At 74.6% G+C, this 17,884-nt stretch carries 1 protein-coding gene and 1 pseudogene; both read left to right on the top strand.

Annotation, left to right across the window (positions count from 1 at the left end):
* The first annotated feature begins 196 nt into the window (after positions 1-196).
* Positions 197-16,465: an SDR family NAD(P)-dependent oxidoreductase gene (locus tag ACH45E_RS35675; RefSeq protein ID WP_399042278.1), complete on the top strand. Its 16,269-nt coding sequence runs from the start codon at positions 197-199 to the stop codon at positions 16,463-16,465.
* A pseudogene (locus ACH45E_RS35670) lies at positions 16,462-17,844 on the top strand (type I polyketide synthase); the annotation flags it as partial. The gene ACH45E_RS35675 and the pseudogene ACH45E_RS35670, both read left to right, overlap by 4 nt.
* Positions 17,845-17,884: the final 40 nt, after the last annotated feature.

Raw genomic sequence — 17,884 nt, 5'->3', positions numbered from 1 at the left:
CCGGTCTGCCACCGGCCATTCACCGATTCAAGTTTTTCCGCGATATCGCAACAGGGTGTGGAGTATGCAGATGAGCGGGTACGGAAGCTTTGTTTCTGACCTTGAGCGTGCCCGACTCGAGTCGCTTCCCCAGGGGGAGCAACTCCGCCTTCTGCTCGACCTGGTGTGCTCCCGTGCCGCGGAGGTCCTGCGGCAGATGACGTCCGGGGCCGACCAGGAGCAGCCGCGGGTGTTCGCGCCGGACCGCCCCTTCCGGGAGCAGGGCCTGGACTCGCTCGGACTGGTCGCGCTCCAGCAGCAGCTGAACACCGCCACCGGGCTGTCCCTGCCGCCCACGATCGGCTTCGACCACCCCACCCCGGCCGCGCTCGCCGAGCACCTGCGCACCGAGGTCCTCGGGCTGTCGGCCACCGCCGAGGCCGCCCCCGCGCCCGCCCCGCGGCGCGGTGACGCCGACGAGCCGATCGCCGTCGTCGGTATCGGCTGCCGCTACCCCGGAGGCGTGCGCTCCCCGGAGCAGCTGTGGCAGCTGGTCGCCGAGGGCCGGCACGTCCTGGAGCCGTTCCCCACCGACCGCGGCTGGGACCTGGAGGCGCTGTACCACCCCGACCCCGAGACGCCCGGCACCACGTACGTCCGGCACGGCGGGTTCCTGCCGGACGCGGGGGAGTTCGACGCGGAGTTCTTCGGGATCTCCCCGCGTGAGGCGCTCGCCATGGACCCGCAGCAGCGGCTCGTGCTGGAGACGGTGTGGGAGGCGCTGGAGCGCACCGGCACCGGCCCCGACACGCTGCGCGGAACCCGTACCGCCGTCTTCATCGGCGCCGAGCCGCAGGAGTACGGCATCCGGCTGCACGAGGCGCCCGACGGACTCGACGGATACCTGCTGACCGGCAACGCGCCCAGCGTCATCTCCGGCCGCGTCGCCTACACCCTGGACCTGGACGGCCCGACCCTCACCGTCGACACCGCCTGCTCCTCCTCGCTGGTCGCCCTGCACCTGGCCGTCCAGTCGCTGCGGGCCGGCGAGTCCACACTCGCCCTGGCCGGCGGTGTCGCCGTCATCGGCAGCCCGGGCGTCTTCACCTCCTTCAGCCGGCAGCGCGGTCTGGCCCCCGACGGCGTCTGCAAACCCTTCGCGGCCGCCGCCGACGGCACCGGGTTCGCCGAGGGCGTCGGCATCCTCGTCCTGGAGCGCCTCTCCGACGCGCGCCGCAACGGCCACCGCGTCCTCGCCGTGGTGAAGGGCTCCGCCGTGAACCAGGACGGCGCCAGCAACGGCATCACCGCGCCCAGCGGACCCGCCCAGCAGCGGGTGGTGCGCGCCGCCCTCGCCGACGCCGGACTGACCGGCGCCGACGTCGACCTGGTCGAGGCCCACGGTACGGGCACCACGCTGGGCGACCCGATCGAGGCGCACGCCCTCATCGCCGCCTACGGCCGGGGCCGGGACGCCGAACGGCCGCTGCGGCTCGGCTCGGTGAAGTCCAACATCGGGCACACCCAGGCCGCCGCGGGCGCCGCCGGCCTGATCAAGGTGATCATGGCGATGCGGGAAGGGGTGCTGCCGCGCACCCTGCACGTCGATGCGCCGTCACCGAACGTGGACTGGTCGGCCGGCACGGTCGAGCTGCTGACCGAGGCGCTGCCCTGGGAGCCCACCGACAGCCCCCGCCGGGCCGGCGTCTCCTCCTTCGGCGTCAGCGGCACCAACGCCCATGTGATCATCGAGGAGGCACCGCAGGACCCCGCCGGGGACGACGTGGCCGGCGCCCCCGGCGACCGGGGCAGGACCCGAGCGGTCACCCCCGCAGTCCCCGTCCCCGCTCCCGTGCCCGTCGCGTTCTCCGCGCGCGGTGAGAGCGCGCTGCGCGCCCAGGCGGAGCAGCTGCTCGGACTCCTGAGGGAACAGGAGGAGGTGGGGGCCGCCGCGCTCGGGCGCGCCCTGGCCACCACCCGGTCCGTGCACCGGCACCGGGCCGTGGTCGTCGCCGAGGACCGCGACGAGCTCGTACGGGCGCTGACGGCCGCCGCCGAGGGGACCGCCGACCGCGCGCTCACCCGGGGCACCGCCGACGGTGGCCGACTGGCGTTCCTGTTCACCGGGCAGGGCAGCCAGTTCGCCCGGATGGGCCGCGAACTCTACGCCGCCCAACCGGTGTTCGCGAAGGCCCTGGACGCCGCGATCGGCCACCTCGACCTCCAGCTCGAACGCTCCCTGTGGGACGTGCTGTTCGCCCCGGAGGGCTCGGCCGACGCGGCTCTGCTCGACCGGACGGCGTACGCGCAGAGCGCGCTGTTCGCCCTCGAGGTCGCCCTGTTCCGGCTGCTGGAGTCCTGGGGCGTGCGGCCCGACTACCTCGCCGGCCACTCCCTCGGCGAGCTGAGCGCCGCCCACGTCGCCGGCGTACTGAGCCTGGACGACGCCGCCACCCTGGTCGCCGCCCGCGGCCGGCTGATGCAGGCGCTGCCCGCCGACGGCGCCATGGTCGCCGTACAGGCCACCGAGGAGGAGGTCCGCGCGCACCTCACCGAGCGGGTGAGCATCGCCGCCGTCAACGGCCCCGACGCGGTCGTCGTCTCCGGCGACGAGACCGAGGTGCTGCGCGTCCAGGAGCACTTCACGGCCCAGGGCCGCAAGACCAAGCGGCTGCGGGTCAGCCACGCCTTCCACTCGCCGCTGATGGAGCCGATGCTCGCCGAGTTCGCCCGGGTCACCAGCGTCCTGGACTTCAGGCCCCCGGTGATCCCGGTGGTCTCCAACGTCACCGGCCGGATCGCCACCGCCGCCGAGCTGTGCTCCCCCGAGTACTGGGTCCGCCACGTCCGTGAGGCGGTCCGCTTCGCCGACGGCACCCGCGCCCTGCGCGAGGCCGGCGTCACCACCTTCCTCGAGGTCGGCCCGGACGCGGTGCTGTCCGCGATGGCCCCCGCCGCCGTCGCCGACGAGACCGGTGGCGAGGACCTGGCCTTCGTCGCCGCGCAGCGCCGCGGCCGCGACGGCCGCCGCGAGCTGCTCACCGCCCTCGCCACGGTGCACACCCGGGGCGCCGCGGTCGACTTCGCCGCCCAGCTCCCGGCCGGTCTGCCGCCCGTCGAGCTGCCCACCTACCCCTTCCAGGGCCGCCGCTACTGGCTGCAGGCCCCGGCCACGGGCGGCGACGCGGCGGCGCACGGCCAGATCGCCCTGGACCACCCGCTGCTCGGCGCGGCCGTCCCGCTGGCCGGCCGGGCCGGGGGCACCGTGCTCACCGGCCGCCTCTCGGCGCACACCCAGCCGTGGCTGGCCGACCACCGTATCTCCGGCGTCACCCTGCTGCCCGGTACCGCCTTCGTGGAACTCGCCGTGCAGGCCGGCGACCAGGTCGGCTGCGCACACCTCGACGAGCTCAACCTGCTGACCCCGCTGGCCCTGCCGCAGGGCGGCGGGGTGGCCCTGCAGGCCGTGGTCTCCGCCCCGGACGCCGACGGCCGCCGCGACCTCACCATCCACTCACGCGCCGAGTCCGCCCCGGACGACGCCCCCTGGACCCAGCACGCCGCCGCCGTCCTCAGCCCCGACCCGGCGCCCGCCCCGGCCCCCCTCCCGGGCCAGGGCCAGTGGCCGCCGGCCGGCGCGCGACCGGTCGACCTGACCGGCCTGTACGAGCGGATGGCCGAGCAGGGCTACGGCTACGGCCCTTCCTTCCAGGGCCTGCGCGCGGTGTGGCGGGCCGACGGCGAGGCCTACGCCGAGGTGGCGCTGCCCGCCGGTGCCGACGCCTCCGCGTTCGCCCTGCACCCCGCGCTGCTCGACGCCGTTCTGCAGTCCACCGACCTGGCCACCGACGAGCCGGAGTCCACCCAGACCCGGCTGCCGTTCGCCTGGACCGGGGTGTCGCTGTACTCCACGGGCGCCTCCGTGCTGCGTGTCCGCATCATTCCCGACGGCCCAGACGCCGCCGCGCTGAGCCTGTACGACACCACCGGCGCCCCCGTCGCCCGGGTGGACGGCTTCCTGGTCCGCCCGGTGGCCGAGGACGCGCTGCGCGCCGCCCGCGCGCACACGGAACTGCCGATGCGCCTCGACTGGTACGAGGCGCAGACCCCCGACACGGCCCAGGACGCCGGCCCGCGCCCCGCCGTCCTCACCGTCACCTCCCCGGCCGACGCGGACGTGCCCACCGCGGTACGCGCCACCCTCGCAGCGGTCCTCGACCGGCTCACCGCCCACCTGGCCGACGAGGACACCGAGTCCCGGCTCGTCGTGGTCACCCGGGGCGCGGTCACCGCCACCGGCGGCGACACCGTCGACCCGGTCCAGGCCCCGGTGTGGGGTCTGGTGCGCTCGGCCCAGGCGGAGAACCCGGGCCGGTTCGTCCTCCTCGACATCGACGCGGCCGAGGCCTCCCCGGCCGAGGTGGCCCTCGCCGCCGCCTCCGGCGAACCCGAACTCGCCCTGCGCGCGGGCCGCCACCTCACCCCGCGCCTGGTCCCCGGCGACCTGGCCGAACCGGCCGAGCTGCCCTGGGACGGCACCGGATCGGTGCTGGTCACCGGTGGTACGGGTGGTCTGGGCGCCCTGGTGGCCCGGCATCTGGTGGCCGAGCACGGCGTACGGCACCTGGTGCTGACCAGCCGCCGGGGCCCGGACGCGCCCGGCGCCACCGGACTCCGGGACGAACTCGCCGGACTCGGCGCCGAGGTCACCCTCGCGGCCTGCGACGTGGCGGACCGCGCGGCGCTGGCCGAACTCATCGCCGCCGTACCGGACGAGCACCCGCTGACCGCCGTCGTGCACACCGCCGGCGTCGTCGACGACGGCCTCGTCACCTCGCTCACCGCCGACCGGCTCGGCACCGTCCTCGCCCCCAAGGCCGACGCCGCCTGGCACCTGCACGAACTGACCCGCGAACTCGGCCTGAAGGCCTTCGTCCTGTACTCCTCCACGGCCGGCTACCTGGACGGCGCCGGACAGGGCAACTACGCCGCCGCCAACGTCTTCCTCGACGCACTCGCCCAGCACCGCCGCGCCCAGGGCCTGACGGCCACCTCCCTGGCCTGGGGCCTGTGGACCGGTGACCGGGGCATGGGCGCCCAGCTCGACCGGTCCGCCCTGCAACGCATCGCCCGCCTCGGCCTGGAGCCGCTCGGCCCCGCCGAGAACCTCGCCCTGCTCGACGCCGCCCTCACCGTCGACCGCGCCGTGCAGATACCGGTCCGCGTCGACCGGCACGCCTTGGAAGCCCGCACCGACGGCGTTCCCCCGCTGCTGTCCCGGCTGGCCCGCACCCCGGTGCGCCGTGCCGCCGCGACCGGCGCGCAGGGCGCCCCCGTCGCCGAGGGGCTCGCGCACTCCCTGGCCGTACTCTCCGAGACCGAACGCGCGGAGGCACTGCTCGACCTGGTCCGCACCCAGGTCGCCGCCGTCCTCGGCCACGACAGCGCCACCGCCGTCGAGCCGGGCCGGGCCTTCAGCGAGACCGGCTTCGACTCGCTGGCCGCGGTCGAGCTGCGCAACCAGCTCAAGGCCGCCACCGGACTGCGGCTGCCCGCCACCCTGATCTTCGACTACCCCAACCCCAAGGCACTCGCCGCCCACCTCGCCTCCCGCCTCACCGGCGACGGCACCGCATCGACCCGCAGGCCGGCCACCGCGGCCGTCCCGGTCCAGGACGACGAGCCGATCGCGATCGTCGCCATGAGCTGCCGCTACCCGGGCGGCGTGCAGACCCCCGAGGACCTGTGGCGGCTGGTCGCCGAGGGCCGCGACGCCGTCACCGCCTGGCCCACCGACCGGGGCTGGGACCAGAGCCTGTACGACCCCGAGCCCGGCGTCTCCGGCAAGAGCTCCAGCAACGAGGGCGGCTTCCTGCACGACGCCGCCGACTTCGATCCGGAGCTGTTCGGCGTCAGCCCGCGCGAAGCCCTCGGCATGGACCCGCAGCAGCGCCTGCTGTTGGAGATCACCTGGGAGGCCTTCGAGCGCGCCGGGATCGACCCGCGTTCCGTGCGCGGCAGCGACACCGGTGTCTTCGCCGGCGTGATGTACCACGACTGGATGACCCGCATGAGCGAGGTCCCCGAGGAGGTCGCCGGCTACATCGGCAACGGCAGCCTGGCCAGCGTCGTCTCCGGCCGCCTCTCCTACGTGTTCGGCCTCGAGGGTCCGGCCGTCACCGTCGACACCGCCTGCTCCTCCTCCCTGGTCGCCCTGCACTGGGCCATCCAGGCGCTGCGCCGCTCCGAGTGCTCCCTGGCCCTGGCGGGCGGTGTCACCGTGATGGCGACACCCGACACCTTCGTCGACATGAGCCGCCAGCGCGGCCTGGCCTCCGACGGCCGCTGCAAGTCCTTCGCCGCCGCCGCGGACGGCACCGGCTGGGGCGAGGGCGCCGGCATGCTGCTGCTCGAACGCCTCTCCGACGCCCGCCGCAACGGCCATCGCGTCCTCGCCGTCGTCAAGGGCACCGCCGTCAACCAGGACGGGGCGAGCAACGGCCTCACCGCCCCCAACGGCCCCTCCCAGGAACGGGTCATCGAACAGGCCCTGGCCACCGCCGGACTGACCACCGCCGACATCGACGCGGTCGAGGCCCACGGAACCGGCACCACGCTCGGCGACCCGATCGAGGCCCAGGCCCTGCTCAACACCTACGGCAGGCAGCGCCCCGAGAACGGCACCCCGCTGCGGCTGGGCTCCATCAAGTCGAACATCGGCCACACCCAGGCCGCCGCGGGCGTCGCCGGCATCATCAAGATGGTCGAGGCGATCCGCAACGGCGTCCTGCCCAAGACCCTGCACGTCGACGACCCCAGCTCCAAGGTCGACTGGACCGACGGCGCGGTGGAACTGCTGACCGACGCCCAGGAGTGGCCCGCCACACCGGGCCGCCCGCGCCGGGCCGGCATCTCCTCCTTCGGCATCAGCGGCACGAACGCCCACGTCATCGTCGAGGAGGCCACCGAGGAGGCGGCGCCCGAAACCGCCCGCCTCACCGCGCCCCTGCTCGCCTGGCCGGTGTCCGGCAAGACCCCGCAGGCGGTGCGCGCCCAGGCGGAGCGGCTGCGCTCCTACCTCGACACCCTGACCGACGACGACCTGGCCCCCACCGGCCTCGCGCTGGTGACCTCCCGAGCGACCCTCGACCACACCGCCGTCGCCACCGGCACCGACCGCACCGACCTCGCCCAGGCCCTGGAGTCCATCGCCACGGGCCAGTCCATCACCGAGGCGACGACCGGGAAGCTCGCGTTCCTGTTCACGGGGCAGGGGGCGCAGCGGATCGGGATGGGGCGGGAGCTGTACGACGCCTTCCCGGTGTTCGCGGAGGCCTTCGACGCGGTGCTCGCCGAGGTCGAGCTGCCGTTGCGGGAGGTGGTCTGGGGTGAGGACTCAGACCGGTTGAGCCGTACGGAGTTCACCCAGCCGGCGCTGTTCGCGATCGAGGTGGCGCTGTACCGGTTGGTGGAGTCCTGGGGCATCAAGCCGGACTACCTCGCCGGGCACTCGATCGGTGAGTTCGCCGCCGCCCACGTCTCCGGCGTCCTGTCCCTGGCGGACGCGGCGAAGCTGGTCACCGCACGCGGCCGTCTGATGCAGGCGCTGCCCGAGGGCGGTGCGATGATCGCTGTCCAAGGCACGGAGGACGAGGTACGTCCTCTCCTGGCAGAAGGCATCGGCATCGCGGCCGTCAACGGCCCCAACTCGGTCGTCGTCTCCGGCGTCGAGGCGGAAGCCCTGCGGATCAAGGCGCACTTCGAGGACCTCGGTCGTAAGACGACGCGTCTGAAGGTCTCCCACGCGTTCCACTCGCCGCTGATGGAGCCGATGCTCGACGAGTTCCGCGCGGTCGCCTCGGAGTTGTCGTACGGAGAGCCCTCCGTCCCGATCGTCTCCACGCTCACCGGCGAGTCCGCGACCGCGGCCGAGCTGGCCGACCCGGAGTACTGGGTCCGCCACGTCCGCGAGGCCGTCCGCTTCGCCGACGCCGTAAGGGTGCTGGCGGACAAGGGCGTCACCACGTACCTGGAGCTGGGCCCGGACGCGGTGCTGACCGCGATGGGTCAGCAGTCCGCCGAGGACGCGGTGTTCGTGCCGGCTCTGCGCCGCGACCGCGACGAGACCCGCGAGACGGTGTCCGCGCTGGGCCGGCTGCACGCGCTCGGAGTCCGCGTCGACTGGGCCGCCTACTACGGCGCCCCGGAGCACGTGCCGCCGCGCAGCGACCTGCCGACCTATGCCTTCCAGCGCCGCCGCTACTGGCTGGACGCCACCGGTTCCGGTGCGGGTGACGTCGGCTCGGCCGGTCTGACGGCGGTCGACCACCCGGTGCTCAGCGCCCTGGTCAGCTCGCCCGAGCCCGACGGTGGCGTCGCCCTGACCGGTCGGCTGGTGGCGGCGGGTTCGTGGGTGGCGGATCACGTGGTTCTGGGCAGTGTGCTGCTGCCGGGTACGGCGTTCGTGGAGCTGGCGGTGCGGGCCGGTGACGAGGTCGGCTGCGGCCGGCTGGAGGAGCTGACACTGGAGGCGCCGCTGGTGGTGCCCGAGCGTGGAGCCGTCCAGGTCCAGGTCGTCGTCGGCGGCCCCGACGCTTCCGGCGCGCGGTCCGTGAGCGTGTACTCGCGGGAGGAGGGTTCCTCCGGTGCCTGGACGCGGCACGCGTCGGGTTCGGTGGCGCCGGTGGAGTCCGGGGCGGAGTTCGATCTGGCGCAGTGGCCGCCGGCCGGTGCCGAGCCGCTCGTGGTGGAGGGTGCGTACGAGGCTCTGGCGGGCCGGGGTTATGGCTACGGGCCGGTGTTCCAGGGGCTGAAGGCGGCCTGGCGGCGTGGGGAGGACGTGTTCGCCGAGGTGGCGCTGCCGCCGTCGGCGCACGCGGAGGCGGCCCGGTTCGGACTGCACCCCGCCCTCCTGGACGCCGCCATGCACGCCGACCTGCTCGGCGAGGACGGCGCCGCCGAGGGCGACACCCTGCTGCCGTTCTCCTGGAACGGGATCACCCTGCACGCGGCCGGGGCCACCGAGCTGCGTGTGCACATCCGCCGGGTGCGCGGCGACGAGCTGTCCGCCATGTGGGTGGCCGACGCCACCGGACAGCCGGTCGCCACCGTCGAGGAACTGGTCTCGCGTCCGGTGGCCTCCGAGCAGCTCGCCGCGGCCGGCAACCGGCACAGCGAGTCCCTGTTCCGGGTCGGCTGGAAGGAGCTGCCGCTCCCCGAGACCGCCGCCGGAACCGTCGTACGACTGCCCGGACTCCCGCAACTCGGCGACGGCGTCACCGAGTTCACGGATCTCGCCGCCCTCGGCGCACGGGTCGCGCAGGACGGGGAGGCACCCGGCACGGTACTCGCACCGCTGGTGCCCACCGAGGGCGACGACGTCCTGGCGGCCACCCGCGCCCATTCCGCCACCGTCCTCGGCCTGATCCAGGCATGGCTGGCCGACGAGCGGTTCGCCGGCTCCCGGCTGGTCTTCGTGACCCGGTACGCGGTCGCCGCCCGGCTCTCCGACACCCTCGACGCGGCCCAGGCGCCCGTGTGGGGTCTGGTGCGGGCGGCGGAGGCCGAGAACCCGGGCCGGTTCGGGCTGCTGGACACCGACGCGCGGGACGAGTCCCTCGCCGTCCTGGCCGCCGCCGCAAGCTCAGGTGAGCCCGAACTCGCCGTGCACGGCGGTCACTTCGCCGTACCCCGGCTGCTGCCGGCGAAGCCCGGCGAGGACACCGCGCTGCCCTGGGACGGTACGGGGTCGGTGCTGGTCACCGGTGGTACGGGTGGTCTGGGCGCCCTGGTGGCCCGGCATCTGGTGGCCGAGCACGGCGTACGGCACCTGGTGCTGACCAGCCGCCGGGGCCCGGACGCGCCCGGCGCCGCCGGACTCCGGGACGAGCTGGCCGGACTCGGCGCCGAGGTCACCCTCGCGGCCTGCGACGTGGCGGACCGCGCGGCGCTGGCCGAACTCATCGCCGCCGTACCGGACGAGCACCCGCTGACCGCCGTCGTCCACGCGGCCGGCGTGACCGACAGCGCGCTGGTCGGCGAACTCACCCCGGAGCGGTTCGACACCGTGCTGCGGCCCAAGGCCGACGCCGCCTGGCACCTGCACGAGCTGACCCGCGAGCTGGACCTGAAGGCATTCGTGCTCTTCTCCTCGGCGGGCGGCCTCGTGCTCGCCGCCGGGCAGGCCAACTACGCCGCCGCCAACGTCTTCCTCGACGCGGTGGCCCACCAGCGCCGGTCCGCCGGACTGGCCGCCACCGCGCTCGCCTTCGGCATGTGGAACGTCGACACCGGCATGGGTGCCGTCACCGACGCCGACCTGGAGCGCATGCGCCGGCTCGGCCTGCCCGCCCTGGACGCCGCCGAGGCCCTCGCCCTGTTCGACGCGGCCCTCGCCACCGGCGCCCACCAGGTCATCCCGGTCCGCGTCGACCGGGCCGCGCTGGGCGCCCGTACCGACGAACCGCCGGCGCTGCTGCGCGGCCTGGTCCGCGGCACCGGCCGCCGTACCGCCCGCACGGCCCAGACCGGCGGCGCGGGAGGCTTCGCCGAGCGGCTGGCCGGACTGAGCGACGCCGAACGCGACCGCACCGTACTCGAACTGGTCCGCACCCAGGTCGCCGCCGTCCTCGGCCACAGCGGCGTGGAGTCGGTCAGCCCCGAGAAGGCCTTCCGCGAGCTCGGCTTCGACTCCCTCGCGGCCGTCGAGCTGCGCAACGCCCTGAACGCGGCCACCGGCCTGAAACTGCCCGCCACCCTGGTCTTCGACCACCCGAACTGCCGCGCCGTCGCCGCCCTGATCAAGGACAAGGCCGGCGCCACCGCGCCCTCCGGACGCCGGGCCCCGGCCCGCACCGCACCAGGGGCGGCGACCGGCACCGACGACCCGATCGCGATCGTCGGCATCAGCTGCCGCTTCCCGGGCGGCGTGCGCTCCGCCGACGACCTGTGGCAGCTGCTGCTCGACGAGCGCACCGCCATCACCCCGTTCCCCACCGACCGCGGCTGGGACCCGCAGGGCATCTTCGACCCCGAGCCGGGCACCCCCGGCCACACCTACACGGTCGAGGGCGGATTCCTGCACGACGCGGGCGAGTTCGACCCCGAGTTCTTCGACATCATGCCCCGCGAGGCGCTCGCCATGGACCCGCAGCAGCGGCTCCTGCTGGAGGCCGCCTGGGAGGCCCTGGAGCGCACCGGAACCGACCCCACCACGCTGCGCGGCACCCGCACCGGCGTGTACGTCGGCTCGATGTACCACGAGTACGCCACCCAGGCCGGTCAGGTCTCCGACGAACTGGCCGCCTACCTCGGCAACGGCAGCGCGGGCAGCATCGCCTCCGGCCGCGTCGCCTACACCCTGGGCCTGGAGGGTCCGGCCGTCACCGTCGACACCGCCTGCTCCTCCTCCCTGGTCGCCCTGCACATGGCCTGCCAGGCACTGCGGCAGGGCGAGGTCGACATGGCGCTGGCCGGCGGTGTCACCGTGATGCCGACGCCGGACATATTCGTGGACTTCAGCCAGCAGCGCGGGCTCGCCCCCGACGCCCGCTGCAAGTCCTTCGCCGCCGCCGCCGACGGCACCGGCTGGTCCGAGGGCATCGGCCTGCTCGCGGTGGAGCGCCTCTCCGACGCCCACGCCCAGGGCCACCCCGTGCTCGCGGTGATCCGGGGCTCGGCCATCAACCAGGACGGCGCCAGCAACGGCCTGACCGCGCCCAACGGCCCCTCCCAGGAGCGGGTCATCGAACAGGCCCTGAAGGCGGCCGGGCTCGGCACCGGCGACGTCGACCTGATCGAGGGCCACGGCACCGGCACCCGGCTCGGCGACCCGATCGAGGCCCAGGCCCTGCTCGCCACCTACGGCCAGGACCGCCCCGAGGACCGGCCGGTCTGGCTGGGCTCCATCAAGTCCAACATCGGGCACGCCCAGGCCGCGGCCGGCGTCAGCGGTGTCATCAAGGCCGTCATGGCCCTGCGCCACGCCTACCTCCCCAAGACCCTGCACGTCGACGAGCCCTCGCCGAACGTGGACTGGACGGCCGGCTCCGTACGGCTGCTGACCGAGGCCATGCCGTGGCCGGGGCACACCGGCACGCGCCGGGCCGCCGTCTCCTCCTTCGGGCTGAGCGGCACCAACGCCCACGTCATCCTCGAACAGGCCCCGGAACCGGCCAAGGCCCCGGACCCGGGGAAGGCCGCCCCGTCCGCTCCGCTCCCGCCCGTCCTCCCGCTCCTGCTCTCCGCCAAGAACGCCAAGAGCCTGCCCGCCCAGGCGGACCGGCTCCGCGCCCACCTGGAGGCGAACCCGGAGCTGAGCCCGCTCGACGTGGCCGCCTCCCTGGCGACCTCCCGCGCCGTCCTCGACCACCGCGTCGCCCTGACCGCGGCCGACCGCGACGAGGTCCTGCGTTCCCTCACCGCCCTGGCCGAGGGCCGCCCGGTGCCCGGAGCGGCCACCGCCCGCGACCGCTCCGACGGCCTGACGGCGTTCCTGTTCACCGGGCAGGGAGCCCAGCGGATCGGCATGGGCCGGGAGCTGTACGACGCCTTCCCGGTGTTCGCGGAGGCCTTCGACGCGGTGCTCGCCGAGATCGATGTGCCGTTGCGGGAGGTGGTCTGGGGTGAGGACGCGGACCGGCTCAATCGCACCGAGTTCACCCAGCCCGCGCTGTTCGCGGTCGAGGTGGCGCTGTACCGGCTGGTGGAGTCCTGGGGTATCAAGCCGGACTACCTCGCCGGGCACTCCATCGGTGAGTTCGCCGCCGCGCACGTTTCCGGTGTGCTGTCGCTGGCGGATGCGGCGAAGCTGGTGGTCGCGCGTGGCCGTCTGATGCAGGCGCTGCCCGAGGGCGGGGCGATGGTCGCCGTCCAGGCTGCGGAGGACGAGGTACGTCCTCTCCTGGCCGACGGTGTCGGCATCGCGGCCGTCAACGGGCCTACGTCGGTGGTGGTTTCCGGTGTGGAGGCCGAAGCCCTGCGGATCAAGGCGCACTTCGAGGCGGAAGGTCGTAAGACGACCCGTCTGAAGGTCTCGCACGCGTTCCACTCGCCGCTGATGGAGCCGATGCTCGACGAGTTCCGCGCGGTCGCGTCGGAGTTGTCGTACGGCGAGCCTTCCGTCCCGATCGTGTCCACGCTCACCGGTGAGTCCGCGACCGCGGCCGAGCTGGCCGACCCCGAGTACTGGGTCCGGCACGTCCGTGAGGCGGTTCGCTTCGCCGACGCCGTACGGGCCCTCGAAGCCGCCGGTGTCGGCACGTTCGTCGAGCTGGGTCCGGACGCCGTCCTGACCGCGATGGGCCAGCAGTCCGCCCAGGACGCGGTGTTCGTGCCCGCCCTGCGACGCGGACGGCCCGAGACGCGCGAGGTGGCCGCCGCGCTGGCCCACCTGCACGCGCTCGGCGCCAAGCCGGACTGGGCCGCCGTGTTCCCGGGGGCCCGGCGGGTGGACCTGCCGACCTACACCTTCGAGAAGCGGCACTTCTGGCTCACCCCGCAGGAGGCGCCCGAGGCCGCGGGCGCGGCCGACGCCACCGGGCTCGGTCTGGTCGACGCCGGACACCCGTTGCTGGGCGCGGTGCTCTCGCTGCCCGACGGCGGTGTGGTGCTGACCGGTCGGCTGGTGGCGGCGGGTTCGTGGGTGGCGGATCACGTGGTGCTGGGCAGTGTGCTGCTGCCGGGTACGGCGTTCGTGGAGCTGGCGGTGCGGGCCGGTGACGAGGTCGGCTGCGGCCGGCTGGAGGAGCTGACGATGGAGGCGCCGCTGGTGGTGCCGGAGGGCGGCGCGGTCGCCCTGCAGGTCGTCGTCGGCGGCCCCGACGCTTCCGGCGTGCGGTCCGTGAGTGTGTACTCGCGGGAGGAGGGTTCCTCCGGGGCCTGGGTGCGGCACGCGTCGGGTTCGGTGGCGCCGGTGGAGTCCGGGGCGGAGTTCGATCTGGCGCAGTGGCCGCCGGCCGGTGCCGAGTCGCTCGTGGTGGAGGGTGCGTACGAGGCTCTGGCGGGCCGGGGTTATGGCTACGGGCCGGTGTTCCAGGGGCTGAAGGCGGCCTGGCGGCGCGGGGAGGACGTGTTCGCCGAGGTGGCGCTGCCGCCGTCGGCGCACGCGGAGGCGGCCCGGTTCGGACTGCACCCCGCCCTGTTCGACGCCGCCAGCCACGTGGACCTGCTGGACGACTCCGACAGCACGGTGCTGCCGTTCGTCTGGAGCGGGATCACCCTGCACGCGGCCGGGGCCACCGAACTCCGCGTTCACCTGCGCCGGGTCGGCGGCGACGACGTGACCCGGCTGCACCTGGCCGACGCCACCGGACAGCCGGTCGCCACCGTGGAGAAACTGATCTCCCGGCCCGCCTCGGCCCGGCGGCTCACCGCCGGTGCGGCCACCGGCAGCGAGTCGGTGTTCCGCTTCACCTGGCCGCAGGGTCCGTCCCTCACCCCCGACAGTGCCACGCTGCCGGTGTTCGACGAGGTGCGCGACGCCGCCGAGGGGAGTGCCCCGCCGTACGTCCTGCTCCCCGTGCCCTCCGGTGACGGCACCGGAGACCTCGGCGAGGCGGCACGTACGGTCACGCTCGAGGTGCTCGCCGCGGCCCAGCGCTGGCTCAGCGAGCCGAGGTTCGCCGCGTCCACGCTTGTGGTGCGGACCCGGGGAGCGGTCGTGGTCGCCGACGGTGAGGACCCGGACGTCGCCCAGGCCCCGGTGTGGGGCCTGATCCGGGCCGCGCAGGCGGAGAACCCGGGCCGGTTCGTCCTGCTGGACACCGACGACAGCGAGGCCTCGGCACGGGCCGTCGCCGCCGCTGCCGCCTCCGGGGAGAGCGAGCTCGCGCTGCGCGAGGGACGGGCCCACATACAGCGGCTGGCCCCCGTGGCGGCGACCGGGGTGTCCGAGCTGCCCTGGGACGGCACGGGATCCGTGCTGGTCACCGGTGGCACGGGCGGCCTGGGCGCCCTGGTGGCCCGGCACCTGGTGGCCGAGCACGGCGTACGGCACCTGGTGCTGACCAGCCGCCGGGGCCCGGACGCGCCCGGCGCCACCGGACTCCGGGACGAACTCGCCGGACTCGGCGCCGAGGTCACCGTCGCCGCCTGCGACGTGACCGACCGGCAGGCGCTGGCGGACCTGATCGCCGCCGTACCGGACGAGCACCCGCTGACCGCCGTCGTCCACGCGGCCGGCGTCGTCGACGACGGCCTCGTCACCTCGCTGGCCGCCGGCCGGGTGGACGGCGTGCTGCGGCCGAAGACCGACGCCGCCTGGCATCTGCACGAGCTGACCCGCGAACTGGACCTGAAGGCCTTCGTGCTCTTCTCCTCCACTTCCGGCTTCTTCGACAACGGCGGTCAGGCCCCGTACGCGGCCGGCAACGTCTTCCTCAACGCGCTCGCCCAGCACCGCCGCGCCCAGGGCCTCGCCGCCACCGCGCTGGTCTGGCACCTGTGGGCCGGCGACGGCATGGCCGCCGACCTCAGCGACGCCGTCGTCGAACGCCAGCGGCGCCTCGGTATCCCGGCGATGGACCCGGGGGACGGACTCGCCCTGCTGGACGAGGCCCTCACCGCCGGCGAGGCACTGCTCGCGCCCCTCAAGCTGGACCGCGAGGCGCTGCGGGCGTCGGCCGAACCCCCGGCCCTGCTGCGGAACGTGGCCGGCACCCCGGCCGCCGCACCGCGCGGCCCGGTCCGAGCGGCCGCGCGCACGGCCCGGGCGTCCGCGCCCGAGAAGCCGAAGTCCCTGGTAGACGAGCTGGCCGGGCTCGACGAGGCCGAGCAGCTGCGGATCGTCCTGGACCTCGTCCGCTCCCACGTCGCACTGGTCCGGCACGCCGAACCGGCCTCGATCGACGTCCGGCGCGGGTTCACCGAGCTGGGTCTGGACTCGCTGGCGGCGATCGAACTGCGCAACGGCCTCGCGGAGGCCAGCGGTATCCGGCTGCCCGCCACGCTGATGTTCGACTACCCGAACGCCGAGGCGCTGGCCCGCTTCCTGCTCGAGGAGCTCGACCCGCCGGCCGTCGCGCCGGGCGCCGAGGCCGCGCCCGCCGACGAGGAGCCGAAGTCCCTGACCGAGGAACTCACCGGCCTGGAAGAGGCCGAGCAGTTCCGCGTCGTGCTGGACCTCGTCCGCTTCCATGTGGCGCTGGTCCGGCACGACGAGCCCTCGGCGATCGACGTCAAGCGCGGGTTCACGGAGCTGGGTCTGGACTCGCTGGCGGCGATCGAGCTGCGCAACGGCCTCGCGGAGGCCAGCGGTATCCGGCTGCCCGCCACGCTGATGTTCGACTACCCGAACTCCGAGGCGCTGGCCCGCTTCCTGCTCGAGGAACTGGCTCCGCCGACCGCCGACGAGGTGGCCCCGCCCGTGCCGGTGGGTGTCACCGCGGCGGCCGGCGACCGGCCGGGCGTCGGCGACCTGAAGGACATGGCGGTGGAAGACCTGGTCCGGGCGGCTCTCGGAGCCAAGTCCCCTGGAAACGAAGGCTGAAGGCGGACACGATGGAAGTCGACCAGATAGTCGAGGCGCTGCGCGCCTCCATGATCGACAATGAGCGGCTGCGCCGGCAGAAGGAGGAGCTGGAGCGGGCCGCCACCGAACCCCTCGCGGTCATCGGCATGGCCTGCCGGTTCGGCGGCGGCGTCGACACCCCCGACGACCTGTGGCAGATGCTGCTCGACGGCCGTGACGGCGTCACCGAGTTCCCCACCGACCGCGGCTGGGACGTGGAGGCCCTCTACGACCCCGACGGCGGCCCCGGCAAGACCATCACCCGCCAGGGCGCCTTCCTGCACGACGCCGCCGAGTTCGACGCGGACCTGTTCGGCATCTCCCCGCGCGAGGCGGAGGAGATGGACCCGCAGCAGCGGCTGCTGCTGGAGACCGCGTGGGAGACGCTGGAGAACGCCCGCATCGACCCGCTCTCCCTGCACGGCAGCGACACCGGCGTGTTCGCCGGGCTGATGTACCACGAGTACGAGGGCGCCAGCACCGGCGGCAGCCTGGTCAGCGGCCGGATCGCCTTCACCCTCGGCCTGGAGGGGCCCGCCGTCACCGTCGACACGGCCTGCTCCTCCTCGCTGGTCGCGGTCCATCTGGCGGCGCGGTCGCTGCGGCAGGGCGAGTGCTCGCTGGCCCTGGCGGGCGGGGTCACCGTGATGGTCGCACCCGAGACTTTCCAGTACTTCACCAAGCAGAAGGGCCTGTCCGAGGACGGCCGGTGCCGCTCCTTCGCGGCGGCGGCCGACGGCACCGGATGGGGCGAGGGCACCGCGATGCTGCTGCTGGAGCGGCTGTCGGACGCCCGCCGCAACGGGCGCCGCATCCACGCCCTCATCCGCTCGACCGCCCTCAACCAGGACGGTGCCTCCAGCGGCATCACCGCCCCCAACGGCCCGGCCCAGCAACGCGTGATCAAGCAGGCGCTCGCCCAGGCCGGGCTCGTCTACCAGGACGTGGACGCCGTCGACGCGCATGGCACCGCCACCCGTCTCGGCGACCCGATCGAGGCGCAGGCCCTGCTGGCCACGTACGGCAGGAACCGCCCCGAGGACCGGCCGCTGTGGCTGGGCTCCGTCAAGTCGAACCTGGGGCACACCCAGGGCGCGGCCGGCGCCGCCTCGCTGATCAAGATGATCCTCGCCATGCGCGAGGGCATCCTGCCCCGCACCCTGCACGTCGACGAGCCGACCCCGCACGTCGACTGGAGCGCCGGGAACGTGCGGCTGCTCACCGATCGGCAGCCCTGGCCGGAGACCGGCCGTCCGCGCCGGGCGGGCGTCTCCTCGTTCGGCATCAGCGGCACCAACGCACACGTGATCCTCGAGCAGGCGCCGCCCCCCGCGGACGCCGAGGCCGACGCGCCCGCCGCGGCGGCCTGACCCGGACGACGCGGACCACGCGCACCGT

This window comes from Streptomyces sp. NPDC020299, assembly GCF_044387825.1.
Classification (GTDB): domain Bacteria; phylum Actinomycetota; class Actinomycetes; order Streptomycetales; family Streptomycetaceae; genus Streptomyces.
This window is presented reverse-complemented; position numbering and strand designations above follow the sequence as displayed.